This window comes from Pseudomonas sp. RIT409, from assembly GCF_003052515.2.
Taxonomy (GTDB): domain Bacteria; phylum Pseudomonadota; class Gammaproteobacteria; order Pseudomonadales; family Pseudomonadaceae; genus Aquipseudomonas.
Window position 1 is genome coordinate 131,126 of record NZ_QARE02000001.1, and the last position, 24,432, is coordinate 155,557.

Below are 24,432 nucleotides of genomic sequence, written 5' to 3' on the forward strand. Positions count from 1 at the left end.
GTGCAACGTGCCCGGCGCAGGTCGGAATGCCGCCCGGGACCATTGGTGGCACCTCCCCCTGTAGGCGCTCGCTGACGGGCGCAAGCGAGGGTGTCACTCCCCCGTCAGCAAGTGGGCGCCCGCCGGATTGAAGCGCCCGCTCGCGGGAGCTCGTTACACCGCGCTTCGACGGTAGCTGCGGTAGTTCGGCATCCAGAAGTTGCGCTCGATGGCCTCGACCAGCATCTCGTCGGAGGTGTCCAGCGCAACATTTTCAGCCTGGGCCTGCTTGGCAACGGCCAAGGCAATTTTCTTGCTCACCGCCTGGATTTCCTTGAGCGGCGGCAGCACGGCATCGCCCTTGCCCGTCACCATCGGCGAGCACTCGGCCAACGCATTGGAAGCAGCCATTAGCATTTTGTCGGTGATGCGCGTGGCTTTCGCCGCGATCACGCCCAAACCGATGCCCGGGAAAATGTAGGAGTTGTTGCACTGTGCGATGTGGAACGTTCGTTCGCCGACCGTGACCGGCGCGAACGGGCTGCCGGTCGCCACCAGCGCGTCGCCGTTGGTCCAGGTCAGCACTTCTTGCGGCGTCACCTCGACTTTGGAGGTCGGGTTGGACAGCGGCATGACCAGCGGCTTGGCACAGTGCTTGTGCATTTCGCGAATGATCTGCTCGGTGAACAGGCCACGCTGGCCGGACACGCCGATCAACACCGTCGGTTGGCCGTTCCTGACCACGTCCAGCAGCTCCGGGTAACCGTCGGCACTCGACCAGCCAGCGACATCGGCAGCTTTTTGCGCCAGGTTTTTCTGGAAGTCCAGCAGGTTGTCCATGCTGTCGGTCAGCAAGCCGAACCGGTCGACCATCATCACCCGCTTGCGCGCTTCGGTTTCGCTCAAGCCTTCGATGACCATCGCGGCAATGATGTGTTCGGCGATCCCGCAACCGGCCGAGCCGGCACCCAGGAAGACCACGCGCTGCTGACTCAGCGATTCATTCTTCGCCTTGCAGGCAGCCAGCAACGTTCCCACCGCCACCGACGCGGTGCCCTGAATGTCGTCATTGAAGCAGCACAGCTCATCGCGGTATTTCTCCAGCAACGGCATGGCGTTGGTCTGGGCGAAGTCTTCGAACTGCAGGAGCACGTCCGGCCAGCGGCGCTGCACGGCTTCGATGAACAGCGCGACGAAATCTTCGTACTCTTTGCCGGTGATGCGTTTGTGGCGCCAGCCCATGTACATCGGGTCGTCCAGCAATTCCTGATTGTTGGTGCCGACATCCAGCACAATCGGCAAGGTGTAAGCCGGGCTTATCCCGCCACACGCGGTGTACAACGACAGCTTGCCGATCGGAATGCCCATGCCGCCAATACCTTGGTCGCCCAGCCCGAGGATGCGCTCACTGTCGGTCACGACGATGATCTTGATGCGGTCCTTGGTGGCGCTGCGCAGGATGTCGTCGATGCGATCACGGTCCGGGTAGGACACGAACAAGCCGCGGTGGGTGCGGTAGATCTTCGAAAACTCCTGGCACGCCTGGCCCACGGTCGGGGTGTAGATAATGGGCAGCATCTCTTCCAAATGAGAGTCGAGCAGGCGGAAGAACAATGTTTCGTTGTTGTCCTGGATCGAGCGCAGGTAGATGTGCTTGTCCAGGTCACTTGCGCACTGTCGGTACTGGCTGTAGACGCGGGTCACTTGCTCTTCGATGGTTTCTACGTTTTGCGGCAGCAGCCCGATCAGGTTGAAATCCACACGCTCCTGTGGCGTGAAGGCGCTGCCTTTGTTGAGCAGCGGCATCTCCAGCAATGAGGGGCCTGCGTAGGAAATGTATAAAGGTCGCGAAGTCTTGGTCATCAGTAATCGCCTTCTTTCTATTTGCTCTGTCAATGCGGGCTTGCTACGGCGCCTCGGAGATCGATCAATACGACACTCGACGCTGGCGCAGTACAACGATGAGGGGATGAAATCAGGGCGCCTATCTTACTCGCCTCGAAGCGATTGCGACATTTTGTCACCGTCCTGATTGCTGAATGACGGCTGAACACGGAGGGGAAGCAGCGGCGCGGGCGTCAGGAAGCCCACACCAACTGCCCGGCGACTGAACACAAAATGTTTCGATACAGGCAGAAATGAGTCACGACCGTCGCAATTCGCGGCAAAAAGTGTGCTTCACCCTTTCGATCCACTTCGAGTGAAGGCACAATCCCCGTCCTTTTTCGGCAGGCATTGGTGGAGGCCACGAAATGATCAACACGCCGTACTACCTCATCGATAAACAGAAGCTGCTGCGCAACATGGAGAAGATCGCTTATCTGCGTGAACACTCCGGCGCAAAAGCCCTGCTGGCGCTGAAATGTTTCGCGACCTGGTCAGTGTTCGACCTGATGCAGCAATACATGGACGGTACCACCTCTTCCTCTCTCTATGAGCTGAAGCTGGGCCGTCAGAAGTTCGCGGGTGAAACCCACGCCTACAGCGTCGCATGGGCGGATGACGAGATCGAAGAGATGCTCGCCAACTGCGACAAGATCATCTTCAACTCCATCAGCCAGCTCGAACGCCATGCCCCGGCCTGCGCCGACAAGGTTCGCGGCTTGCGCGTGAACCCCCAGGTGAGCAGCTCCGATTACCTGCTGGCCGATCCGGCGCGCCCTTTCAGCCGCCTGGGCGAGTGGGATCCGGAAAAGATCGAGAAGGTCATCGATCAAGTCAGCGGTTTCATGTTCCATAACAATTGCGAGAACGGCGACTTCACTCTGTTCGATCAGATGTTGTCGACCATCGAGGAACGCTTCGGCCAACTGCTGCACAAGGTCGAGTGGGTCAGCCTCGGAGGCGGCATCCATTTCACGGGTGAAGGCTATCCGCTCGATGCGTTCTGCGCGCGCCTGAAGGCTTTTTCGCAGAAATACGGCGTGCAGGTGTACCTCGAGCCAGGCGAAGCGGCAATTACCCAGAGCGCCTCACTGGAAGTGACCGTCCTCGACACGCTGTACAACGGCAAGCACCTGGCCGTGGTCGACAGTTCGATCGAGGCCCATATGCTGGACCTGCTGATCTATCGCCTGAACGCGAAGCTGGCCCCGAGCGAAGGCGAACACACCTACATGGTATGTGGCAAATCGTGCTTGGCCGGGGACATTTTCGGTGAGTACTCATTTGATCGTCCGCTGGCCATCGGCGATCGTCTGTCGTTCGTGGACGCAGCGGGCTACACCATGGTCAAGAAAAACTGGTTCAACGGCCTGAAAATGCCGTCCATCGCGGTGAAACAACTCGACGGTACAGTCGAGGTGGTTCGTGAGTTTGGTTTCGACGATTACCTGTCCAGCCTTTCGTAAGCTGGCAGAAAGGAGAGAGAAATAAATTGAAGAAGAACGTTCTTATCATTGGTGCGGGAGGTGTCGCCAAGGTGGTGGCCCACAAGTGCGCGCAGCATAACGACGAGCTCGGTCGTATTGCCATCGCGTCGCGTAACATCTCCAAGTGCCAGGCCATCATCGACAGCGTGAACGCCAAAGGCAGCCTGAAGCAGCCTGCACAGATCAAGGCCTACGCCTTGAACGCGCTGGATATCGAAGCGACCAAGTCGCTCATTCTGGAAACCGAATCGCAGATCGTCATCAATGTGGGTTCTGCATTCCTCAACATGTCGGTCCTGCGTGCCTGCATCGACACCGGCGTCGCTTACCTGGACACGGCGATCCACGAAGAACCCGGCAAGGTCTGCGAAACGCCGCCCTGGTATGGCAACTACGAGTGGAAGCACCTCGAAGAATGCCAACAGAAGGGCATCACGGCGATCCTCGGCATCGGCTTCGACCCAGGCGTGGTCAACGCCTACGCAGCCCTGGCGCAGCAAGAATATTTCGACCGCATCGATTCGATCGACATCCTCGACGTCAATGCCGGTTCGCACGGTAAGTACTTTGCGACCAATTTCGACCCGGAAATCAACTTCCGCGAATTTACCGGACAGGTGTGGAGCTGGCAGAACAGCCAGTGGACCAGCAACACCATGTTCGAAGTCAAGCGCACTGACGACCTGCCCGTCGTAGGCGCGCAAGACCTTTATCTCACCGGCCACGATGAAGTGCACTCGCTGTCGAAAAACCTCGACGTGCCCAACGTGCGATTCTGGATGAGTTTCGGTGCGCACTACATCAACGTGTTCACCGTGCTGAAAAACCTCGGCCTGCTTTCGGAGCAGCCCGTCAAGACCGCTGAAGGCGTCGAAATCGTTCCGCTGAAAGTGGTCAAGGCCGTCCTGCCCGATCCGGCCTCACTGGCACCGGGTTACACCGGAAAAACCTGCATTGGCGACCTGGTCAAAGGCACCAAGGATGGCAAGGCGCGCGAAGTGTTCATCTACAACGTCGCCGACCACGAAGAAGCCTTTGCCGAAACCGACAGTCAAGGCATCTCCTACACCGCCGGCGTACCGCCTGTAGCTGCTGCATTGCTGGTGGCCCGCGGCGAGTGGGACGTGAACCGCATGGTCAACGTCGAGGAGCTGCCTGCACAGGCCTTCCTCAAGGCGTTGGACGTGATGGGTCTGCCGACCCGCATCAAGGACGAGAACGGCGACCGCCCCTGGGACGCCTGAGCCTTGAAGACGAGGTGCGTCCGCCCGGGCGCACCTCATTGTGATGAGGGGGCGCGAATGTCAGTCCGCATCCCGCTTCACCACGAACGAGCTGAAACTCACGCAATCGCCGAGATGATGAGCACGTCATCTGGCATGAGCCGTCGAGGCGCGAAGCGGTGAACCGCAGGCGCAGAGTCCACAGGAAAAGCTCTGGGACACTTCACCCCAAGGCCCGCTGCACGCCCTCGGCAATCACCAAAGCCGCGTAAAGTACTCCGCCGTTTTCGTGTCCGATGATCCCGGCGGCGATCGCGATCAGCGTGCGAAAATTGCGTCGATCAGCCGTCAAACTCTGGGCCAGCAACTGTGAGCAAATCGCTTAAAAGAGAGGTGCAGCAGCTTTGACTTTGCAACTGAGCACAGGCACAGTCCCCCGCTACGCGTGAATAAATGCTTCGTCGAGACATAAGGAGATTAAAGTGTTTCCGATCGATATATGGCTTGCATATACCGCAGCCTGCTTGCTCTTGGTACTTTCGCCAGGGCCAGACAATCTCTTGGCTGTAGCTCGAGGAATGAGTCAGGGCAAGATTGCCGCCATCGTATCTGGCATGGCGTCTGGAGCAGGTATTCTGTTTCATGTCACGACTGCTTCGCTTGGCTTGACATTGCTCATGCAGACGTCTGCGGTCGCGTTCTGGATTGTCAAAATCATAGGCGCCGGTTATCTGCTTTGGCTTGGCATAAAGGTTCTACGATCTCGGAGCCTGATCAGCTTTCAACCGGCAACTCGGCAGACATTGCCGAGCATTTTTCTAACGGGATTGCTTTCGGCTGCACTCAACCCAAAACCTGGCCTGTTCGTACTGGCATTCATCCCGCAATTCGTCGATCCACAACGCGGCTCGGTGACTGTTCAAATGCTGGTGTATGGCCTATGGTTCGCCGCACTTACGGCAGTTGGGTTCGCATTGATGGGCGTGTTTGCGACTGCACTGTCCCGCGTGCTACGCAAAAGCCCCCGCGTCGTGAATGGTCTGAATGTCGGGGCCGGACTTACATTTGTCGCTTCTGGAGTCTCAATAGCAGCGCTTAGCCAAAAGTAGGTTAGGTCGGCTCAGCAAGGCTGATCTATCCGCCTTGCTGAGCCAAAGTTGATTAAAAAGACGAGCTCAACGCTTGTTTTTCAAGTCTGAATGAGTCTTTAGTTCTTCTTCGATAAATGCCGCAATCATGGTCCGATATACCTTCTCTACGATATCGGGTGATGCGCCGCAATCCTCTGCAATCGAGCGCACTTTGCTGATCACCTGCTCCACCCGCGCTGGAGCTCGTACATCATCGGAATTTTTTTTGAATGCAGCCGCCTGAGTAACGAAATCAGCGCGCTTGGCAAGTAGCGCCACCACGTCGTGGTCAATGCGATCGATATTTCTACGAACTTCATCGATTGAGGTGCAACGCACTTCCATGGTCTTTTATCCCTCTTATTGGTCAAGGTATTCAGGTCTGCAACACCTTACGTTATCGAGATTTAAACGGTAGGTCTACGCAGCGCCAAAAACTCCGCATCGGCGCAGCGCTCACCGCCGCAGGTACGGCCTTGGAGGCGATCCGATGTTCCTTCCACCTCTTGAACCTGACCTCTTCATATTTGGCGCCCTTCTTCGTGGATGTCACCTCAAAAGATAACGGCCCAGGGCCTCAGCAAGCGTGGTGCTTTCTGGTGCATGCATATCGACGAATCGCGCGCGCGACATATCACCCTCGATCTCGGCAGCCCGGCGCTGGGCTTCCGCCGTGGTCTCGAAGGTGGCTGAAAGGGTCGGATATTCTTTGCGACGGATCTGGGCACGCCAGGTGCTGCCGCGCTTCTCGCGGCAGGCCATGGGGCAATCATAAGCGTTGGTTGAGGGTGGCACTTTTACCGCAAATTCCCCCCAAATGAAAAAGGCCCCGAGCGCTACAAACGCTCGGGGCCTTATATTATGGCGGAGAGATAGGGATTTGAACCCTAGGTACCCGCGAAGGTACAACGGATTTCGAATCCGTCCCGTTCGGCCACTCCGGCATCTCTCCAACGGCGCGCATCATAACAGCTTGTTAAAAAAACGCGAACCCTTTTTTCAAATTTCTCGCGTTTTTTCAGATGCTTGCAGCGCTCGCGCGTTAGAGCGGAACGCCAAGGCGATGGGCGACTTCTTCGTAGGCTTCGATGACATCACCCAGGCCTTGACGGAAGCGATCCTTGTCCATTTTCTTCTTGGTGTCCTTGTCCCACAGGCGGCAGCCGTCAGGGCTGAATTCGTCGCCCAGGACAATGGAGCCGTCGCTGAACACGCCGAATTCCAGTTTGAAATCGACCAGCAGCAAGCCTGCGTCGTCGAACAGCTTGGTCAGCACATCATTGACCTTGAGCGACAGTTCTTTCATGCGCGCCAGTTGTTCGGCGGTGCCCCAGCCGAAGGCAACGACGTGGGATTCGTTGATGAACGGATCGCCTTTGGCGTCGTCCTTCAGGAACAGTTCGAAGGTGTAAGGGTTGAGCTTCATACCCTCTTCCACGCCCAGGCGCTTGACGAGGCTGCCAGCAGCGTAGTTGCGCACGACGCACTCGACCGGGATCATGTCGAGCTTCTTGACCAGCACTTCGTTGTCGGCCAGCAGTTTGTCGAACTGGGTGGGAATGCCCGCGGCTTCCAGCTTTTGCATGATGAAGGCGTTGAACTTGTTGTTCACCATGCCTTTGCGATCAAGCTGTTCGATGCGCTTGCCGTCGAACGCCGAGGTGTCGTTGCGAAACAGCAGGATCAAGCGGTCAGCGTCGTCGGTCTTGTAAACCGACTTGGCTTTGCCGCGGTAGAGTTCTTCACGTTTTTCCATGATGGGCTCCGCTTGCAAAAATGGTTGGGCCAGATGCCCGGTAAAAATAGCCTGGGCGAGACTGACGCCCTGTAAACAGTTGGGCCGCTAGGCGATTTCGCGCCAATCGAGCCCCGAATCCTGGTCGGCCAATTGTAGCCAGTCCGGGTCACACCCGAGGGTGTCGACGAAACATTGCCGGGCCAGGTGCGGCAGGTTGTTCTTGCTGCTCAGGTGGGCCAGCACCAGATGCTGCAAGCCCTGCCACCCCAGCTCGTTCACCAGGCTGGCGGCCTGGTGATTGTTCAAATGCCCGAACTCGCCACCGACCCGTTGCTTCAGGAAATACGGGTAGGCGCCTCGCGCAAGCAGATCCCGGCAATGGTTGGACTCGACCATCAACGCGTCCAGCCCACGGTAACGATCGAGCACCGCGGGGCAGTACGAGCCCAGGTCGGTCAGCAGCCCGAAGCGACGGCGACCGTCATTGAAGACGAACTGCGTCGGCTCCAGCGCATCATGAGCCACGGTCACCACGTCGATGTTCAGCCCGCCAATCTGCACGCCCTGCCCGCCTTGCAGCCTGACACCCGCCTCGATCGGCTTGCGCATGCCGCGCAACGTGCCGTCGCTGAGGTATACAGGAACATCGTATCGCCGAGACAGCAAACCCACGCCATGCACGTGGTCGGCATGTTCGTGGGTTACCAGGATGGCGCTCAGTTGACGGCCGCTGAGGCCCAGCCGGTCCAGCCGACGCTCGGTTTCCCGCAGGGAGAAACCGCAGTCGACCAGCACGTACGTGTCGTTGCTCGCGATCAGCGTGCCGTTGCCCCGGCTGCCGCTGCCCAGAACCGCGAAACGCACTTAGCCGAGGTTGTCTTGAATGACGCTCAACACGCGGCGGGCGACGTCGGTCGGCGCTACGGTGTTGATGTTCTTCTCGACGGTCACTTGGACGTTGTCACCCACCTTGCTCAGGCGTACCTGATACCGCTCGGCGCGAGCTTCCTTCTGCTCCTTGGTCTCTTCGCTGCCAAACATGCGGGCGAAGAAGCCAGGCTTGTTCTCTGGCCGGTCGGCTTTTTCTGCCAGGTTGATGTAGTACAGACCCAGGCTGCGGTTGATGTCTTCAACACGCCAGTCGCCCTGGTTCAAGGCGCGACCCACGCTGGACCAGGCGCGGTCGAGGTCCGCCCCCAGGTTCAGCACCGGGTTGCCGCTGCCATCCTCGCTCAGGGATACCCGGCTCGGGGTGTCGTAGTCACGGGCAGCGAGCAACGACACGGAACCACCCTTCTCGGCGGTACGGGTCAGGCTGGCCAGCATGTCGTCGGTGAGGACCGAGTCCAGGCCAACGTTGACGCTGCGCGGCGAAAACGCCGGCTCGTCGCTGCTGCCAGCCGGACGCTGGGCGCTGACGATATAGATTTCGCTAGTGTTGCGCTGCACGCCTGGCTCGATACGGACCCGCACCCGAGTCTCGGTAGCAGCACTGTCGCCCGCGCCATTCATGCGCTTGGCAACCGAGGCGGACAGCTCATCCACGCGTTGCCACGTCGTGCTGAATTCACCGGTCTGCGGACGGTCTTCGGCGATGCGGAAACCGTTGTCTTCGAAATACTGGTGAGCCACTGGCCAGACTTCGGCCGGCGCGCGCTGAGCCAGAATCCAGCGGTTGTCGCCGCTTTTCTGCAGGGTGTAGTCGCCGGAATCCTGAACGGTGGACAGTGGCTGCGGACGCGGAACGGTGAATTCACCTTTCTGGGTGTCATCCGCCACGTTACGCGGGATAGGCAGCAGCGGATCCAGACGCTTGGTTTCCTGAAGGCCTTCAGGCAGTTGCATCGGGGGTTTCTGGGTCGCTTCCAGGTAATCGCTGCTGCGATCACGGAAGTAACCGTCTTGCCCAAACAACCAGCTGCAACCGCTGGTGCTGGAGATGATCAGGGCTAGTGCGGAAAGTCCGGCCAGTCGCTTCATTGCGTAGTGCTTCCTCATTAAACCAGTACGCCGGACTGGCGCAGGGCCTGACGTACCGGCTCGTGGCAGGACTCGCTGAGCCAGGTGAGCGGCAGACGGATACCGTCCGGCATCAAACCCATTTCATGCAGGGCCCATTTCACGGGGATTGGGTTCGATTCGATGAACAGGTTCTTGTTCAGCGGCATCAGTTTTTCATGCAGGGCACGGGCGGTCTGCGCGTCGCCAGCGATGGCGGCCTTGCACAGTTCGGCCATGTCGCGCGGGGCGACGTTGGCGGTCACGGAAATGTTGCCCTTGCCGCCAAGCAGCATCAGCTCGACCGCCGTCGCGTCGTCACCGGAATACACCAGGAAGTCGCTGTCGACGCCAGCCAGGATGTCCTGGGCGCGTTGCAGGTCGCCGGTGGCTTCCTTGATGGCGATGATGTTCTTGATCTTCGACAGACGGATCACGGTGTCGGCCTTCATGTCGCAGGAGGTGCGGCCTGGCACGTTGTAAAGGATCTGCGGGATATCGACGGCTTCGGCGATGTGCTTGAAATGCTGGTACAAGCCTTCCTGGGTCGGCTTGTTGTAATACGGGGTGACCAGCAGGCAGGCATCGGCACCGGCGTTCTTGGCGTTGGAGGTCAATTCCACGGCTTCGCGGGTGGAGTTGGCGCCCGTGCCGGCGATCACCGGGATACGGCCAGCGACCTGCTGGACCACGCGACGGATCACTTCGATGTGCTCACTGACATCGAGGGTGGCGGACTCGCCGGTCGTGCCGACGGCGACAATGGCGTTGGTGCCCTCTTTCAGGTGAAAGTCCACCAGTTTGCTCAGGCTGTCCCAGTCAAGACGCCCCTGTGCATCCATCGGTGTGACCAGTGCCACCATACTGCCCGCAATCATGCAAACCGCTCCTGCCGCAAAAAGAGAGCGGTAATGGTACTGGCGCCATGGTCCTTGCACAAGGCGAGCATTCCCCTGAGCGACGGTTTTCGCTACCCTTCGGTCTTTGATCGGTACTGCTCATCTGCGCTGCTCGTTCGACTGATCGCTTCCGTCGCCACAAACCCCGTTCCAGCCCCGTTTTCGCCTGAGGTGAATGATCTGCCCAGGCGGCGAACGACGACGAACCCGGGGCGGCACCCGACACCTGCGCTCACAGAACCCGGCGCTGCGCCCTGAAACGTATCGACCGCTCATCGTTTAGGAAAGCTGCATGTCGTCCATCCCCACCGTTCGCGAACAATTCCTCGTCATCAGTGCCCTTGGCGCCAACCCGATGGAGCTGACCAACGTCCTGTGCCGCGCCAGCCATGAATCCCGTTGCTCGGTCGTCAGCTCGCGCCTGACGCGCCACGGCGAATGCAGTGCCTTGGTGCTTCAGGTGTCCGGCAGTTGGGACGCGCTGGCGCGCCTGGAAACCAGCCTGCCGAATCTGTCGAAGAAGCACGCCTTCACCGTCAACGTGGTGCGTAGCTCGTCGCTGGAAAATCGGCCTGAAGCATTGCCTTACGTTGCCTATGTCAGCTCGGCCTACCGCCCGGACATCATCAACGAGCTGTGCCAGTTCTTCATCGATCATCACGTCGAACTCGAAAACCTGATCTGCGATACCTATCAGGCGCCACAGACCGGCGGCACGATGCTCAACGCCACCTTTACCGTCACGCTTCCCGCCGGGACTCAGATCAGTTGGCTGCGTGACCAGTTCCTGGACTTCGCCGACGCGCTCAATCTCGATGCGCTGATCGAACCCTGGCGCCCGCAAGCCCCTATGTAAGGAAGCCACCTATGGCAGTCGAACTGGATACACCCGTTCCCGATTTTCAGGTGCAGGCCACCAGCGATCAGGCCGTCAGCCTGTCCGCGTTGAAGGGCCAGCAAGTGGTCATTTATTTCTACCCCAAGGACAGCACTCCCGGGTGCACCACCGAGGGCCAGGGTTTTCGCGATCACTACGCTGACTTCAAAGCCGCCAACACCGTTGTGTTCGGCGTGTCTCGCGATGGCATGAAGTCTCACGAGAACTTCAAGGCCAAACAGGCCTTTCCGTTCGAGCTGATCTCGGACAAAGACGAATCCCTGTGCCAGCTGTTCGATGTGATCAAGCTCAAGAAGCTCTACGGGAAAGAATACTTGGGCGTCGATCGCAGCACCTTCCTGATCGACAGTAACGGTGTGCTGCGCCAAGCGTGGCGTGGGGTGAAGGTGCCGGGTCATGTGGACGCGGTGCTGGCAGCGGCTCAGGCACTCAATAAGGCCTGATGCGATACGACCTGTAGCAGCGCGCTTGCCTGCGACCACAGTGTGTCAAATACCTTGGAGGTCACCGACACACCGCAATCGCGGGCGAGCAAGCTGCTACAAAAGCAGAACGAGGCGCCTGCTTACAACAACGGCGCCACGGTCGGTTCGTTTCGCGGCCAGGCGTCCAGCACGGCCTTGCAGAGCGTTGCCAGTGGAATGGCGAAAAAGATCCCCCAGAACCCCCACAACCCGCCGAACAACAGCACCGCGCAGATGATTGCGACAGGGTGCAGGCTCACCGTCTGCGAAAAAAGCAGTGGCACCAACACATTGCCGTCCAGCGTCTGAATGATTCCATAGACCGCCATCAGGTAGATGAACTGGTCGCTCCAGCCCCATTGGAAGAGTGCGATAAAAGCCACAGGCACCGTGACCACGACCGCGCCGACATAAGGCACCACAACGGAAACCCCCACCAACATGGCCAACAATGCCGAATAGTTGAGCCCCATCAACACGAACGCGACGTAGGTGACCGCGCCGCAAATGAAGATTTCGATGACCTTTCCACGAATATAATTGGCGATCTGCCGGTTCATTTCCTCGGCCACACGGGTGATCAGCGTACGCTCTCGCGGCAGGTAGCCTCGCACCCAACGGCCAATCATCCGACGATCCTTGAGGAAAAAGAACACGAGGATGGGCACCAGCACCAGATAGATCATCATGTTGACCAGCAGCGGAAGGCTGGACAGGGAAAAGGTCAGCGCCCATTGGCCGAACTTTCCGATTTCGCCCCGTGCTGCTTCGATCGCCTGCAGCACTTGCTCATCGGACACCAGATGCGGGTAGCGCTCCGGCAGCAGCAACAGCAATGACTGCCACTTGGCCAACATCCCGGGAAGCTCATTGAACAGCGTGATCATCTGATGCCAGAGCAAAGGCACCAGGACCAGGAGAAACAACGCCAGCGCCCCCATGAACAGCGCAAACACTATCCCGACCGCGGCCCCTTCGGGGACACGAAAGCGTTCCAGTTGCGCGACCATCCCCTGCATCAGAAAAGCCAGTACCAAACCTGCCAACACCGGCGCCAGCATGCCGCCCAATGTCAGGACGATCGTGAACGCCAGCACCAACAATACCGCCAGCACCACCGCTTCTTCATCCGAGAAATAGCGCTGCATCCAGTTGCGAAGCACTTTGAACATCAGGGGTCCTTGGAGCGAGGAAATAAAAAGCTAAGGAATCAGCACCGTCACGCTTTGCGTAACCAGTAGCGGTAAATGCCATTGTCCACTTCTTCGTGCAACAGCGCGTGGCCGGACAGTTTGGCGAAAGTGCGAAAGTCCCGCTGGGAACCGGCATCGGTCGCCGTCACTTTGAGGACCCCGCCACTGGCCAGGCGATTGAGTTCCATCTTCGCCTTAAGCAGGGGCAACGGGCAGTTCAAGCCCGTGGCATCCACTTCGGCATCGCAAACGGCGGGCAACTGTACAGCGTCAGACATCATTTCTCTCCGGGCAGACACATCCATCTGCAGAGAATCTGCAAATACGATGATGAAGAACAGGCTCATACGCCAGCAAGAATACCCCACTCTGGTCAGCAAGCCATTGAGGCGGCTACAGTAAGGACTTTCTGTCCTAGAGTTTCGTGCATGGATTTTTTGCGCCCCACACTGCTGACGCTCGCCTGCCTGATGGCCACGCCGACCTTCGCGGATGACCTGCCGTCCCTGGGCGACGCCAGTTCCTCCATCGTTTCGCCGCAACAGGAGCACGACCTGGGCCGCGCGTGGCTGGGTCTGCTGCGATCGCAAGTGGCGCAGTTGTCCGATCCGCAACTCAAGGATTTTGTCGAAACCTCGGTGTACCGCCTGGCGGAGACCAGCCAGGTCCAGGATCGCCGTCTTGAATTCATTCTGATCAATACGCCCGAAATCAACGCCTTCGCAGCCCCCGGCGGAATCATCGGGGTCAACGGCGGCTTGTTCCTGCACGCGGAAACCGAAGGTGAATACGCTGCGGTACTGGCTCACGAACTGGCCCACTTGTCGCAGCGCCACTTTGCCCGCGGGGTCCAGGCCCAGCAACGGATGCAGGTGCCGGTGATGGCAGCGATGCTGGCCGGTATCGTGATGGCAGCGGCCGGCGCCGGCGACGCCGGGATTGCCGCCATCGCCGGAACACAGGCGGCGGCCATTCAGGAACAGGCGCGTTTCTCGCGGCAAAACGAAGCGGAAGCCGACCGCATCGGCATTCTCAACCTGGAAAAAGCCGGTTACGACCCGCGCAACATGCCCACCATGTTCGAACGCCTGGCCCGTCAGTACCGTTACGACGCCAAGCCGCCGGAATTCCTGATGAGTCACCCGGTCACCGAGTCGCGTATCGCCGATACCCGTAACCGTGCCGAACAGGCCAAACCAGGGGGCAAGGAAGACAGCCTGGCTTATCAACTGATGCGCTCACGGGTGATCCTGATTTATGAAGAAACCCCAGGCGTTGCGGCCAAACGGTTCCGCGCTCAATTAGCCGAGAACCCGAAAAACGATGCCGCTCGCTACGGCCTGGCATTGGCCCAGACCAAAGCGGGGCAATTGAACGAGGCACGGGATTCGCTCAAACCGCTGCTGGACAAGGCGCCCGACAACATCACGTACAACCTGGCGATGATCAATCTGGACATCACCAACAACCGCTTTCCCGATGCGCAACAGCGGGTCGACCGCATGCTGGATCTGTACCCGGACAATTACCCGCTGAACCAGGCGAAGGTCGATGTCCTGCTCAAACAGTCCAAGGCGCCAGAAGCGCTCAAGGCATTGGAAACCCTGCTCAAGAGCCGCTCCGACGATCCGGACGTCTGGAACCAGGTCGCCGATGCCCGCGGCCTTTCCGGCAACACCATTGGTTCACATCAGGCTCGCGCCGAGTACTTTGCACTGATGGGGGATTTCAAGCAGGCAATCCAGCAATTGGAATTCGCCAAGCGGCGTGCGAACAACAACTTCCAGCTGGCGTCCCGGATCGATGCGCGACAGCAGGAAATCATTGCCCAGGAACGGGCAGTCAAAGACATGATGAACTAGCTCAGGCCTACGCGTCCTCGAGCCGCAGGCTGGGCGAGAGGCGTCTTGATGCGGCGCTCTCTCACAGCGAGTCGTCAAATGCCTGAGGTGGCTCTCAGGCGTTGCCGGAAAGCTTCAACCGCGCCGCCTGAGTGAAATCCAGCATCCGTTGCAACGGCCGCACCGCGTGGGGAATGATCGCCGGGTCGACGAAGATTTCATTGGTCCCTTCCCGCAGGCATTGCAGTGTGCGGGCCAACGTGTTCATCGCCATCCACGGACAATGCGCGCAACTGCGGCATGCCGCGCCGTTACCGGCGGTTGGGGCCTCGATGAAAACCTTGTCAGGACAAAGTTGCTGCATCTTGTAGAAAATGCCGCGGTCGGTCGCCACGATGAAGGTTGAATTCGGAAGCGTCTGCGCCGCTTTGATCAACTGACTGGTGGAGCCCACTGCATCGGCCAAATCAATCACCGATTCCGGCGATTCAGGGTGGACCAGAATCGCAGCGTCCGGGTACAGCGCCTTCATGTCCTCCAGTTGCCGGGATTTGAACTCCTCGTGGACGATGCACGCGCCATCCCACAAGAGCATGTCGGCACCTGTCTCACGCTGAATGTAGCGGCCCAGATGCCTGTCCGGCGCCCAAATGATTTTCTCGCCGTTGTCCATCAGGCTCTCGACAATTTCCAGCGCGCAGCTTGAGGTGACCACCCAGTCGGCGCGAGCTTTGACGGCCGCGGATGTGTTGGCGTAGACCACCACGGTCCGCTCGGGATGCTTGTCACAGAAGGCAGAAAACTCGTCGACACCGCAGCCTAGATCCAACGAACAGGTCGCTTCCAGGGTCGGCATGAGAACGCGCTTTTCGGGGGTCAGGATCTTTGCCGTTTCGCCCATGAAACGAACGCCGGCCACCAGAACCGTGCTGGCAGGATGGTTCTTGCCGAAACGGGCCATTTCCAGCGAATCGGACACACAACCGCCGGTCTCTTCGGCCAAGGCCTGAATGACCGGATCGCAATAATAGTGGGCAACCAACACGGCGTCCTGAGCCTTGAGCTCCGCAGCGATCAAGCGACGGTACTCGGCTTCTTCTCCCGGTGTCAGCGCCTTGGGCTGCTTGGCGTCAAGGTGCGCCTGTACCAATAGGCGTTCGGAAATCTGTGTCATGTTCGCAGGACCTGAATGCGCGTGAGCGCGAGCGTCGAGTTTACACCTGTACAACAGGCAACGAGTGAGCGGGAAACCCTCACGGTCATGAAGTTTCCTGCCGGGTGCACGCATCGTTGTGCATGCATCGATACGATCTCGCCGCGCTTGCCCGCTGAAACAGCCTGCAGCGCGAAGCGGCGGCGAATGTATCACGTTACCCGTTGAGCGTTCACTTAACGGCCTGAGCGCCTCAGCCCAGGCGCATCGACAGTTCGACCTCCTCCCCGAAAGGAATCGATAGATACCCGTGCTCGACGGAGCGAACACGTGCCAGGTAGTCGGGCGCGTAATCGGCATTGTCGGCGACGATCAAGGCGCCCGGCCGCAGGCGACTCTCTACCAGAGCGAGAATTTCCGGATACAGCGCCTTGGCGCCATCGAGCAGAACAAGGTCGATGGACGCTGGCAGGTCCTGGCCCAACGTCTTGAGCGCATCCCCCTCGCGAATCTCCACAAGATCAAGCAAGCCACCGGCAAGCAGGTTGTCCCTCGCCTGCGCAACCTTCGACGACTCGAATTCACTGGTAATCAGGACACCCCCGCCGTTGTCCCGCAGCGCAGCGGCCAAGTGCAAGGTCGAGATGCCGAACGAGGTGCCGAATTCAACTACGGTGCGCGCTTTGCAACTGCGCGCCAACATGTACAACAACGCCCCGGTTTCGCGGGACACGGCCAGTGGAAAGTCCTTCAGGCGACCGTAGAAGTCCCGATAATCCGTCTTGCTTCGCATGAGGCGCCCCAAATCCTCCTGGGTGAAATCGGACAGCTGAGGACTGGTCATCGGCGACTGTTCAGCCGCGTCTTGGAATAGACGCTCAAGGAGCGAAGCAACCGGGGTAGATGTCAGGGTATTCATAAAGGGCTCCGAGTTTAAACGGTGCGCAATTCGCAACGCCGGATTAGAATGCGACGAATCCCTCACATTTAATAATCGCATTCAGCAGCCGCTATGAACGACGCCCGCAACCCCGCGATTTCCCTGCGAAAAAGACCCAAACAGGCACGCTCCGAAGCGTCGATCGGGGTGATTCTCGAAGCAGCTACTCAGGTTTTGGCCAAAGAAGGCGCCCGCCGTTTTACGACAGCGCGCGTGGCAGAAAAGGCCGGCGTCAGCATCGGATCGCTTTACCAGTACTTCCCGAACAAGGCCGCGATCCTCTTCCGCTTGCAGAGCGACGAATGGCAACAGACGTTCGACATGCTCAACAGCTTGCTCGGCGACACATCGGTGCCTCCCCTCCAACGCTTGCGTCAATTCGTGCACGCGTTTATTCGCTCGGAATGCGAGGAAGCCGACATGCGCACCGCCCTTGACGACGCGGCGCCCCTGTATCGCCATGCGCCGGAAGCGCGGGCGATCAAAGAACAGGGAGAAGCGGCGATCCGCTCATTTATCCGAGAAACGCTGCCCGATACGGACGACGCCGTGCGAATCAGAGCAGCGGATCTGCTGACCGGTACGTTCACCACGGTCGGCAAAGCGTTTTCCCAGACGCCGCGCACTCCCACCGAGGTCGAGGCGTATTCGGACGCCATGGCGGACATGTTCTGTGCCTATCTGGAGCGGCTGGCTCAAGATAGGCGTCAGAGCAGCCCTTAGCGGGCGGGGGGTGTCCGTTGCCCACTAGGGCGCCGATCAGAATCAGTATTTCCAGGTCACCGAGGCGGTGAGATTTCGCGGTGCGCCATAACTGCCGGTCGTCACGTTGTCGTAAAGCGACAGCACGTATTTACGATCGGTGACATTGTTCAGGTTGAGCGCCGTGCTCCAATTGCTGTCGATGTCGTAGCTGGTCATGAGGTCGACGAGCCCATAAGCGTTCTGCCGGATCGCACTGGTGTTGTCATTTTCCACAGTGCTCTGCCAACTGACGCGGGCACCGACCTTCATCTGGGGCACACTGGGCAGGCGATAGGTGGCCATACCGCGGAAACTGTGGGTCGGTACGTATTTACGAGCGCGTTCGCCATCGTCATTGTCGATACGCACGTAGGTGTAGCCAGCGAGCAGGTCCAGGCCATCGAACACCTCGCCTGAGGCTTGGAGCTCTACGCCATGGCTCTTGAAGTCGTTAGGCGTGTAGACGTTCTGAACGCCGTTGTACCCCGCATACACCGCCACATTGCGTTGCTCGGTCTTGAACACCGCGGCCGTCAGGTGCAGGCGTTCATCCATGACGCTGCCTTTGAGACCGACCTCCATGCTCTTGCCTTCCAGCGGCGCGAGTAACCCGCCGTCTACACCGACGTTGTACTGCGGGTTGTAAATCTTGGTCCAACTGCCATACACGCTCCACGCCTTGCTGAGGTCGTAGACCAGACCGGTGTAGGGCGCGACTTTGCCGTGGGCCCGCGTGTAACGCTCAGACCCATAGCTTTCGCCTCTGCTGTCGGCGCTGAGCATCCGGGCACCGGCGATCCAGTGAAGGTCGTCGGTCAGGCTGAAGCGGGAGCCGGCGAAAACGCTTTTCTGGGTGTCCTGGAAGTTTTGCGAAAGGCCATCGCTGGTGGCCACAAAGGAAGGCATAGGGGTAACGCCCGCCAGAATGCCCGAAAACGAGGTATCGAAAGCGCTGAAGTTCTCGAGATCCTCATCGTACTCATGACCTTTCTGGTGCGTCCGCCCATAGGCGGCGCCAAAGGTCAGTTGATGTTCACGACCGAACAAGCTGAAGGGGCCCTGCACTTTCGCCTCGCCCAGTAACTGATGCGCCTCGCTGCGGGTGTGGTTGGCGTAGGCCAGTGCATCGTCGCCCGTGACAGACCCTACATACAGCATGTTGGTGTTCTGCTTCTCTTGCACGCCGGTCGCGGTCAGGGTGGCATTCCAGTTATTACCGAAGTCGTGCTTGAGCTCGACGAACGTGCGCTGTGTGTGCAGGTTCCAGTAGGTCCAGGGCTGGCCGATGCTGTTGCTGCGACCACTGTAATGGATGGGGTCTCCGTTACTGTCCACCAGCGGCAAGTTGCCCCACGAGCTGCCGTTGGAGTCACTGTTGTGCTGGGAGACGCCCACAGTCACCGTATCAGCGTCCGTTATGTCGAACGCCAGCAATCCCGCCACGACATTTCGCTCATGGCTGTAGCGGTCCATCCACGAATTGCCTTTGTCATGGGAATAGATGAAGCGGCCTCGCACGTTGCCCGTGTCGGTCAGCGGGCCAGCCACATCGACATCGACGCGGCGGCTGTCCCAAGAACCGACGCTGGTATCGATCTGCGCCTGAAACGTTTCGGTCGGGCGCTTGCGCACGAAATTGACCGTCGCGGAAGGGTTGCCCGCCCCACTCATCAAACCGTTGGCGCCGTGCAGCACATCGACCTGCTCGTATTCGGCCAGATCCTGGTCGCCCACCAGCACCGTGCCCACGAAGGGCATACCCATGCCGTCATATTCGAACGTGTTGATATCAAATCCACGCGAGGTGAACTCGGTCCGATCGGTCTCGCTCTGCTCGACCGTCACCGAAGGCGCGGAACGAAGGGCGTCCTTGATGCCGTTGATTTTGAAATCGTCCAACGCTTGACGCGTGATCGTGGTAACCCCCTGGGGCGTCTGCCTATCGGTGAGCCCCAGCTTGGTCGTGGTGGAAGAGGCCTTCCCTTCATACCCAACACTAACACCATCCACGTCTTGTGCATTGCTCTGAATTTCAGTGGCCGGGAGGGTCAGGTCATCAGCGTGGACAGTGGACATGGCGCTGCATGCACCAACCAGAAAACAGCCAAACGAGAAATAACGTTTCAAGGCGGGGGATCCAAATCAAGCAAGAGTGATTCAAAATGTAAATGCGAATCTAACTCATAACACTAATTTGTTTCGACAAATTTTTCACATTCAACGATATTTTTCCGCGCCGGTTCAGTGTCGATGGACGTGGCTCGCTTAGCAGATGGACTTTGATGCCGAAGGAGACGCTGCTTTATCGCAGACGAAAAAAAACCCGAGAATTCACACTTACGTGGACCTCTCGGGTTTTGAAGAGATCGTACACCAATTACGGACGTGGACCCGAGCATGCAGTTTGGCTTTTCTGAGCCTACCATCGCCAGCATCTGCACAGCACCAATCCGCTTGAGAGACTGAACGTGGAAATCAAACAACGTACCGAAGTCGTGGGTAGTTTCCTGATGATCCGGCGCTCGCCTGGCTCGTCGGTGCGACGTCGCTGGAGCAGAACGACGAACGGTGCCACCGCGGAATATGCATGGGAGGCTTCGAGGCGGTCAGCGATAATCCGCAGGCCCAGCTCTCGGCCCGTGATCAACTTAACGGGAAACTTAGCGACCAGAGCCGTGGTGAACTGCACCACTTCTGGGGCAGGACATGCTTTAAATTGGCATGGCCAAAACCTCTCAAAACTTGAATGTCGTGAAAGCCTACGGAGAATGTAGGATTATTCTGTGATGGATGTAGCCTATCGATACTTTAGTTAATTGCCCAAAACTCCCCATAAAAGACGCCGAACCCCCTATATTTCGTGACTTATCATGTTTAAACTTTGCGCCATCCCTACATAACCATTGTAATTATTACCCGGTTCTGTGTCGGCAGCGACCGGTCATTTCGAGTTGTTTCAGCAATGACCACTTTCAGGGCGGAGACTCGCGCATGGCTGACACTTCCCTCGCAATTACGGCGATAAGTCGATCGTTCGCCTCGAGAGGGAAACTTTGTTTCAGTCAGGTGCATGTCAAGCTACTGACCTGCCATGATGCGTCAAAACGGGAAGTGTCACCTGTCTGTTCAAATGAAGGAATAATCCATGACGACTCATCAAGTTTCGTCACGGTGGCTTGGCCTGACAGCATGCGACAACTAGCGCAAGCCAGATGAACGCGCCCATCCCAAGGTGACCGGCCACAATCTCGTTGAGGGGTACATGCAGCTTTATATCGATGGAACATGGGGGACATGTCCGCGCTTATGGGGGCGGTCCAGGTCAACCGCAACGGTCCGCCGGATTAGCAATACTGACTACCTTGCCATTCCACCCGCGATAAAATCGAGTCGCCATCGAAGTCGATGGGTTGTGCTTGTCTCTCTGCAGAGGATGTGATCATGAAACGCGCGGTGTACTGGCGTGACCTGAATGGCCTGCATGATGAATGGTCAGGTCTATACGTTGAAGTGCAGGGGACCACAGCTCGCCCTGCACTTCACCTACTCACAGGCGTCAACGGCAGAATGACCCTCAAGCTCAGGGAACACCCCTTGTTTTGGGCCACGCTGGAACACAGCCACTACGGGGCCTGGCTAGTACGAAACGTCGGGGCAGCCGAGCCATGGGCACCTCCCTTCCCAGCCATCCGAAGCGCAGACGTCGGGCGGTTCGCAGGTCTGCCACCCATTGAGTGCATGCGGAGCTGGTGCCGTTACTTCGTCGAACGCTTGAGCGCGCCTGAATTAGGGTTTCTCATCCCTGGGCAATGGGTGGTTCAAGCACTTTTGCCAGTTGCAGACACCCTGCACGCCAGAGGCCGGTTGGGTGCCGCTGAGTGGCACTTCAAAACCGCCAGCGACGACACCAACCGCTTGCCAGACTGGCAGCTTTCGGGTTCCACACTGCTGAGAAGCTTGCAAGCTGGGAGCCTACGCTGGATCGACTTTTCAGATGACCGTGAAGCGCTGATCGTGCTGCACGACGTTGATCCGTACGCCGACCGCTTGAAATGGTGGAGAAAGAAAGCCCGCGAAGGCACGCTGCCGCCAATCTTGCTCTGGTACGTGGCCGGACTTTCGGCGTTTGTCGTGATCGACGGCCATCACCGGCTTCATGCCGCGATCATGGAAAACGCCGCACCCCGCTTTGTGGTGATAGCCGCCAGTCGCAGCCAAACCATCAGTCATTGCCCCGAAATCCAACAGCGGGTGCTAGCTTCACTTTCGCGCCCAAGAGCGCGCAGGCTTAATCTGGATGTCGCTGCCAGTAACCGAGTACTGATTCAGGCGTTCGATGACAGGCCGTGTCTCGGTGCCTTAACCCATGGCTGGGCGAGCCCAGGAGAGGAACGCGCTTGGATTGATGAAGTCGGCCAGCGTGTACAACACATCGGCAAAACCGAGCACTTGCAAAACATCATAGACCGCTGTGAACCGGACACTGAATAACCAATGGAGTGAATAGTGACCTAACGCACCCTGGATCAACTGGAGCGAATACACCATCAAGGACTTAAAGGACATATATGAATACTGAACGACTGCAACACACTCACACCTACAGCCCGAAGTGGCAGGAGCGTTTTGAATTCTTTGAGCGCCTCGAACCCCTCGATAAAAAGGAAAAACGAAATGCTGCAAAATCCCTGGGGTTAAAAGTCGCTAAGGATAAATTTCAACTTCATCGCGTTCTTCTTCGGGATAATCTATTTCTTCGTATTGGGCTTGTGGAGACGCAATCTGTCGATGGTCGGCATCATTGTAGTGGTCTACTTGGCGATTGGATTCGGCTCAGTCATTCTCGATATTGAGATCTCTGCCTCTTTTAATCGTGGACTCGCTTGCGGCATTTATGCTTGGTACGCTTGTACGGCGAACATTGCGTATTACCTCAAAGAAATTAAAGGCAACAACGGCTGGTACCCGTTCAAACTCCAACTGTAAATGCTAGCACTACAGGCTGAAGATTGGCGCTCTCCTGTGGCGAGAGACATCGAAATAATGCGGTCGCACCCCGTCATCTTGGCGATGAAAACCTCAGTTTTCCCTTAAAGGGTTCAGTCTTGTTCTCTCGCCGCCAAAGGCCTTGTCTGAGTGGGTAATAGCGTTTGCCATGACCCGGAGCTCGTATAACCCATGAAGACACTCTTAAAGGGCTGTCTCTTAGCAATCACGTAACTTGGCCGTTTGCAACCCTCTGCGTCGGATGTGGATTCAATAGGGCAACAGCCTCAAGACTAGGTACATATTTTTTTGCGCTTACCATTTAAGAGTGTGGACTCGCAACAAAGGAGGCGCTCCCAACCTGGTCAGCCTCATACTAGATTTGTGTCGTCATTCTGACGATTTGGGGCGCCATTGCGATTCAATCCAGCAAAGGGAATCCAGAGTTTGCGTTGGTTCTCGCGCTGCTGCTGAATGGCTTCGGGCACACCGTCAGGGCTTGGCGGCCTTCCGGAAGGGGGAAGTCACTGATAGCCCAAGAGCACTTCACAAAAAAGCGGTCGCCTGTAAAGCCTGAGTGGTTCTGGCTCGCAGTGTTCTACAAAGCTCTTCTACATCGATATCCGCCTGAACGCCTTGCTCAAGCCCCGGATTCACGATGTGGACTGGAAAACAGAATGATCATTGCCCAAGCTGACACGGAGAAACGTCATCTAGAGTTTTCGATTCCGATCATGCCAGGACTTGAACCCCGTATCCACCGCCTGCTTGAGGCTGCGCGCTAAGCCGGTTTCCAACCGCACGCACCAACGACAGCAATTCATTACGACTTCTTACTCGGGAAGTGGCGAAATCGTTGACACCACGACCGCGATTCGTCCGATCAATATCGACATCACCTGCGCGAAACTATGGCTTACCCCAGACAGCTGCTGGTTTGCGCATTCGAGAATGCCTCTACTTTCGTCCAAGCCCGCGTCCCGCCTAGCTTCAGACGAAAAAAAACCCGAGAATTCACACTTGCGTGGACCTCTCAGGTTTTGAAGATGGTGGGTCGTGTAGGATTCGAACCTACGACCAATTGGTTAAAAGCCAACTGCTCTACCAACTGAGCTAACGACCCGCTTCGTGGTGGCGCGTATATTACTGATTTTTCTCAGTAATTCAACACCCCATCGAAAAAAAATCAAAAATAATGAGTTGGGTCGGGAATGCCCGCGGTTGCGAAGCCTTCGGCGCGCAGGCGGCAGCTGTCACATTTGCCGCATGCCCGGCCCTGATCGTCCGCCTGATAGCAAGAAACGGTCAGGCCGTAATCAACGCCGAGACGCGTACCAGCCTTGACGATGTCAGCTTTGCTGAGCATCTGCAGCGGCGCCTGAATGGTGAACCCCTGCCCTTCCACGCCTGCCTTCGTTGCGAGATTGGCCATCCGCTCGAACGACTCGACGAATTCAGGGCGGCAGTCGGGGTAACCGGAATAATCGACGGCGTTGACGCCGATGAAGATGTCACGGGCACCCAGCACCTCGGCCCAGCCCAACGCCAGCGAGAGAAACACGGTGTTACGGGCAGGCACGTAGGTTACGGGAATGCCTTCGCTCGGGGCTTCAGGCACATCGATGGAGCTGTCAGTCAACGCCGAACCGCCGATGCCGTTCAAATTCAGGCCAATCACTTTATGCTCGACCACGCCCAGATCCCTGGCCACACGCTCTGCCGCCTGAAGTTCGGCGCGGTGACGCTGGCCGTAATCGAAGCTCATGGTGTAGCAGGCAAAACCATCAGCCTTGGCCATGGCCACAACCGTTGCTGAATCCAGCCCCCCGGACAGCAAAATTACCGCTTTTTTCTCAGTCATCGTTTGTCCACTCA

Annotated in this window: 22 protein-coding genes, 2 tRNA genes and 1 pseudogene; 10 read left to right on the top strand and 15 right to left on the bottom strand. The window is 58.0% G+C overall.

All coding sequences use genetic code 11. The annotated features are described in order from the left end of the window. Window positions 1–153: 153 nt before the first annotated feature. On the bottom strand, window positions 154–1,842 hold the full coding sequence (locus DBP26_RS00500) for an NAD-dependent malic enzyme (protein WP_108235655.1): 1,689 nt from the start codon (window positions 1,840–1,842) through the stop codon (window positions 154–156). A 389-nt stretch (window positions 1,843–2,231) separates the two neighbouring features. Here DBP26_RS00500 and DBP26_RS00505 point away from each other — a divergent pair, with 389 nt between their 5' ends. The 3 genes from DBP26_RS00505 to DBP26_RS00515 all read left to right on the top strand — a co-directional run bounded on the left by DBP26_RS00505 (window position 2,232) and on the right by DBP26_RS00515 (window position 5,682). After that, entirely contained in the window at window positions 2,232–3,329 is a 1,098-nt protein-coding gene (locus DBP26_RS00505; RefSeq protein WP_108235656.1) for a carboxynorspermidine decarboxylase, read from the top strand. A 26-nt stretch (window positions 3,330–3,355) separates the two neighbouring features. Next, window positions 3,356–4,594 carry a saccharopine dehydrogenase family protein gene (locus DBP26_RS00510; RefSeq protein ID WP_108235657.1) on the top strand — a complete coding sequence of 413 codons (1,239 nt, stop codon included), beginning with the start codon at window positions 3,356–3,358 and terminating at the stop codon, window positions 4,592–4,594. Window positions 4,595–5,055: 461 nt separating this feature from the next. Then, window positions 5,056–5,682, top strand: coding sequence for a LysE family translocator (locus tag DBP26_RS00515; RefSeq protein WP_108235658.1), 627 nt, complete (start codon window positions 5,056–5,058; stop codon window positions 5,680–5,682). Between the two features lie 66 nt (window positions 5,683–5,748). On the opposite strand, the gene DBP26_RS00520 is transcribed toward DBP26_RS00515, so the two are convergent. The 7 genes from DBP26_RS00520 to dapA all read right to left on the bottom strand — a co-directional run bounded on the left by DBP26_RS00520 (window position 5,749) and on the right by dapA (window position 10,317). Beyond that, the gene (locus DBP26_RS00520; protein ID WP_108235659.1) at window positions 5,749–6,048 is read right to left on the bottom strand and encodes a chorismate mutase; all 300 of its coding nucleotides are present in this window, start codon (window positions 6,046–6,048) and stop codon (window positions 5,749–5,751) included. A 204-nt stretch (window positions 6,049–6,252) separates the two neighbouring features. Then, on the bottom strand, window positions 6,253–6,465 hold the full coding sequence (locus DBP26_RS27020; RefSeq protein ID WP_177410976.1) for a hypothetical protein: 213 nt from the start codon (window positions 6,463–6,465) through the stop codon (window positions 6,253–6,255). Between the two features lie 100 nt (window positions 6,466–6,565). Further along, a tRNA-Ser gene (locus DBP26_RS00530) sits at window positions 6,566–6,655 on the bottom strand. Between the two features lie 90 nt (window positions 6,656–6,745). Next, entirely contained in the window at window positions 6,746–7,459 is a 714-nt protein-coding gene (purC, locus tag DBP26_RS00535; protein ID WP_062382684.1) for a phosphoribosylaminoimidazolesuccinocarboxamide synthase, read from the bottom strand. Between the two features lie 87 nt (window positions 7,460–7,546). Continuing rightward, entirely contained in the window at window positions 7,547–8,305 is a 759-nt protein-coding gene (locus DBP26_RS00540) for an MBL fold metallo-hydrolase (RefSeq protein WP_108235660.1), read from the bottom strand. Continuing rightward, entirely contained in the window at window positions 8,306–9,421 is a 1,116-nt protein-coding gene (gene bamC, locus DBP26_RS00545; RefSeq protein WP_108235661.1) for an outer membrane protein assembly factor BamC, read from the bottom strand. A gap of 17 nt (window positions 9,422–9,438) precedes the next feature. Continuing rightward, window positions 9,439–10,317: a 4-hydroxy-tetrahydrodipicolinate synthase gene (gene dapA, locus DBP26_RS00550; RefSeq protein WP_108235662.1), complete on the bottom strand. Its 879-nt coding sequence runs from the start codon at window positions 10,315–10,317 to the stop codon at window positions 9,439–9,441. A 313-nt stretch (window positions 10,318–10,630) separates the two neighbouring features. On the opposite strand from dapA, the gene DBP26_RS00555 reads away from it, so the two are divergent. Continuing rightward, window positions 10,631–11,194 (top strand): glycine cleavage system protein R, encoded by a 564-nt coding sequence (locus tag DBP26_RS00555; protein ID WP_108235663.1) that lies wholly within the window; start codon window positions 10,631–10,633, stop codon window positions 11,192–11,194. Between the two features lie 11 nt (window positions 11,195–11,205). Continuing rightward, a complete protein-coding gene (locus DBP26_RS00560) occupies window positions 11,206–11,679 on the top strand; it encodes a peroxiredoxin (RefSeq protein WP_108235664.1) in 474 nt (157 codons plus the stop codon). A gap of 122 nt (window positions 11,680–11,801) precedes the next feature. Here the strand turns inward: DBP26_RS00560 and DBP26_RS00565 are convergent, their stop codons facing one another. Both DBP26_RS00565 and DBP26_RS00570 read right to left on the bottom strand, forming a co-directional pair. Next, window positions 11,802–12,872, bottom strand: a complete 1,071-nt coding sequence (locus tag DBP26_RS00565) for an AI-2E family transporter (protein WP_108235665.1) — start codon at window positions 12,870–12,872, stop codon at window positions 11,802–11,804. Between the two features lie 47 nt (window positions 12,873–12,919). Next, window positions 12,920–13,171: a sulfurtransferase TusA family protein gene (locus DBP26_RS00570; RefSeq protein ID WP_108236029.1), complete on the bottom strand. Its 252-nt coding sequence runs from the start codon at window positions 13,169–13,171 to the stop codon at window positions 12,920–12,922. 150 nt (window positions 13,172–13,321) lie between these two features. Between DBP26_RS00570 and DBP26_RS00575 the strand changes: the two genes are divergently transcribed. Continuing rightward, window positions 13,322–14,755: a M48 family metalloprotease gene (locus DBP26_RS00575; RefSeq protein WP_108235666.1), complete on the top strand. Its 1,434-nt coding sequence runs from the start codon at window positions 13,322–13,324 to the stop codon at window positions 14,753–14,755. 94 nt (window positions 14,756–14,849) lie between these two features. Here the strand turns inward: DBP26_RS00575 and nadA are convergent, their stop codons facing one another. Then, window positions 14,850–15,908 carry a quinolinate synthase NadA gene (nadA, locus tag DBP26_RS00580; protein WP_108235667.1) on the bottom strand — a complete coding sequence of 353 codons (1,059 nt, stop codon included), beginning with the start codon at window positions 15,906–15,908 and terminating at the stop codon, window positions 14,850–14,852. A gap of 232 nt (window positions 15,909–16,140) precedes the next feature. Further along, entirely contained in the window at window positions 16,141–16,806 is a 666-nt protein-coding gene (locus DBP26_RS00585) for a class I SAM-dependent methyltransferase (protein WP_108235668.1), read from the bottom strand. 93 nt (window positions 16,807–16,899) lie between these two features. Between DBP26_RS00585 and DBP26_RS00590 the strand changes: the two genes are divergently transcribed. After that, window positions 16,900–17,550 (top strand): TetR family transcriptional regulator, encoded by a 651-nt coding sequence (locus tag DBP26_RS00590; protein ID WP_108235669.1) that lies wholly within the window; start codon window positions 16,900–16,902, stop codon window positions 17,548–17,550. A 42-nt stretch (window positions 17,551–17,592) separates the two neighbouring features. Here DBP26_RS00590 and DBP26_RS00595 read toward each other — a convergent pair whose 3' ends face one another. Continuing rightward, window positions 17,593–19,647, bottom strand: a complete 2,055-nt coding sequence (locus DBP26_RS00595) for a TonB-dependent siderophore receptor (protein ID WP_108236030.1) — start codon at window positions 19,645–19,647, stop codon at window positions 17,593–17,595. Between the two features lie 347 nt (window positions 19,648–19,994). Between DBP26_RS00595 and DBP26_RS00600 the strand changes: the two are divergent. The 3 genes and pseudogenes from DBP26_RS00600 to DBP26_RS27155 all read left to right on the top strand — a co-directional run. After that, a pseudogene (locus DBP26_RS00600) lies at window positions 19,995–20,137 on the top strand (transposase); the annotation flags it as partial. Between the two features lie 1,001 nt (window positions 20,138–21,138). Next, a complete protein-coding gene (locus DBP26_RS00605; protein WP_146749626.1) occupies window positions 21,139–22,062 on the top strand; it encodes a ParB/Srx family N-terminal domain-containing protein in 924 nt (307 codons plus the stop codon). Window positions 22,063–22,139: 77 nt separating this feature from the next. Continuing rightward, a complete protein-coding gene (locus DBP26_RS27155; protein ID WP_256600423.1) occupies window positions 22,140–22,424 on the top strand; it encodes a hypothetical protein in 285 nt (94 codons plus the stop codon). 1,180 nt (window positions 22,425–23,604) lie between these two features. Here DBP26_RS27155 and DBP26_RS00615 read toward each other — a convergent pair. Together DBP26_RS00615 and queC are read right to left on the bottom strand one after the other, a co-directional pair. Then, window positions 23,605–23,680, bottom strand: a tRNA-Lys gene (locus DBP26_RS00615). A gap of 63 nt (window positions 23,681–23,743) precedes the next feature. Next, window positions 23,744–24,418, bottom strand: coding sequence for a 7-cyano-7-deazaguanine synthase QueC (gene queC, locus DBP26_RS00620; protein ID WP_177410977.1), 675 nt, complete (start codon window positions 24,416–24,418; stop codon window positions 23,744–23,746). Window positions 24,419–24,432 lie beyond the last annotated feature (14 nt).

Coding starts and splice junctions, on each gene's coding strand:
- DBP26_RS00500 (WP_108235655.1), bottom strand. CDS start 1,842: ATGACCAAGACTTCGCGACCTTTATACATTTCCTACGCAGGCCCCTCA.
- DBP26_RS00505 (WP_108235656.1), top strand. CDS start 2,232: ATGATCAACACGCCGTACTACCTCATCGATAAACAGAAGCTGCTGCGC.
- DBP26_RS00520 (WP_108235659.1), bottom strand. CDS start 6,048: ATGGAAGTGCGTTGCACCTCAATCGATGAAGTTCGTAGAAATATCGAT.
- DBP26_RS27020 (WP_177410976.1), bottom strand. CDS start 6,465: ATGGCCTGCCGCGAGAAGCGCGGCAGCACCTGGCGTGCCCAGATCCGT.
- purC (WP_062382684.1), bottom strand. CDS start 7,459: ATGGAAAAACGTGAAGAACTCTACCGCGGCAAAGCCAAGTCGGTTTAC.
- bamC (WP_108235661.1), bottom strand. CDS start 9,421: ATGAAGCGACTGGCCGGACTTTCCGCACTAGCCCTGATCATCTCCAGC.
- dapA (WP_108235662.1), bottom strand. CDS start 10,317: ATGATTGCGGGCAGTATGGTGGCACTGGTCACACCGATGGATGCACAG.
- DBP26_RS00555 (WP_108235663.1), top strand. CDS start 10,631: ATGTCGTCCATCCCCACCGTTCGCGAACAATTCCTCGTCATCAGTGCC.
- DBP26_RS00560 (WP_108235664.1), top strand. CDS start 11,206: ATGGCAGTCGAACTGGATACACCCGTTCCCGATTTTCAGGTGCAGGCC.
- DBP26_RS00565 (WP_108235665.1), bottom strand. CDS start 12,872: ATGTTCAAAGTGCTTCGCAACTGGATGCAGCGCTATTTCTCGGATGAA.
- DBP26_RS00570 (WP_108236029.1), bottom strand. CDS start 13,171: ATGTCTGACGCTGTACAGTTGCCCGCCGTTTGCGATGCCGAAGTGGAT.
- DBP26_RS00575 (WP_108235666.1), top strand. CDS start 13,322: ATGGATTTTTTGCGCCCCACACTGCTGACGCTCGCCTGCCTGATGGCC.
- nadA (WP_108235667.1), bottom strand. CDS start 15,908: ATGACACAGATTTCCGAACGCCTATTGGTACAGGCGCACCTTGACGCC.
- DBP26_RS00585 (WP_108235668.1), bottom strand. CDS start 16,806: ATGAATACCCTGACATCTACCCCGGTTGCTTCGCTCCTTGAGCGTCTA.
- DBP26_RS00590 (WP_108235669.1), top strand. CDS start 16,900: ATGAACGACGCCCGCAACCCCGCGATTTCCCTGCGAAAAAGACCCAAA.
- DBP26_RS00595 (WP_108236030.1), bottom strand. CDS start 19,647: ATGTCCACTGTCCACGCTGATGACCTGACCCTCCCGGCCACTGAAATT.
- DBP26_RS00605 (WP_146749626.1), top strand. CDS start 21,139: ATGACCCTCAAGCTCAGGGAACACCCCTTGTTTTGGGCCACGCTGGAA.
- DBP26_RS27155 (WP_256600423.1), top strand. CDS start 22,140: ATGAATACTGAACGACTGCAACACACTCACACCTACAGCCCGAAGTGG.
- queC (WP_177410977.1), bottom strand. CDS start 24,418: ATGACTGAGAAAAAAGCGGTAATTTTGCTGTCCGGGGGGCTGGATTCA.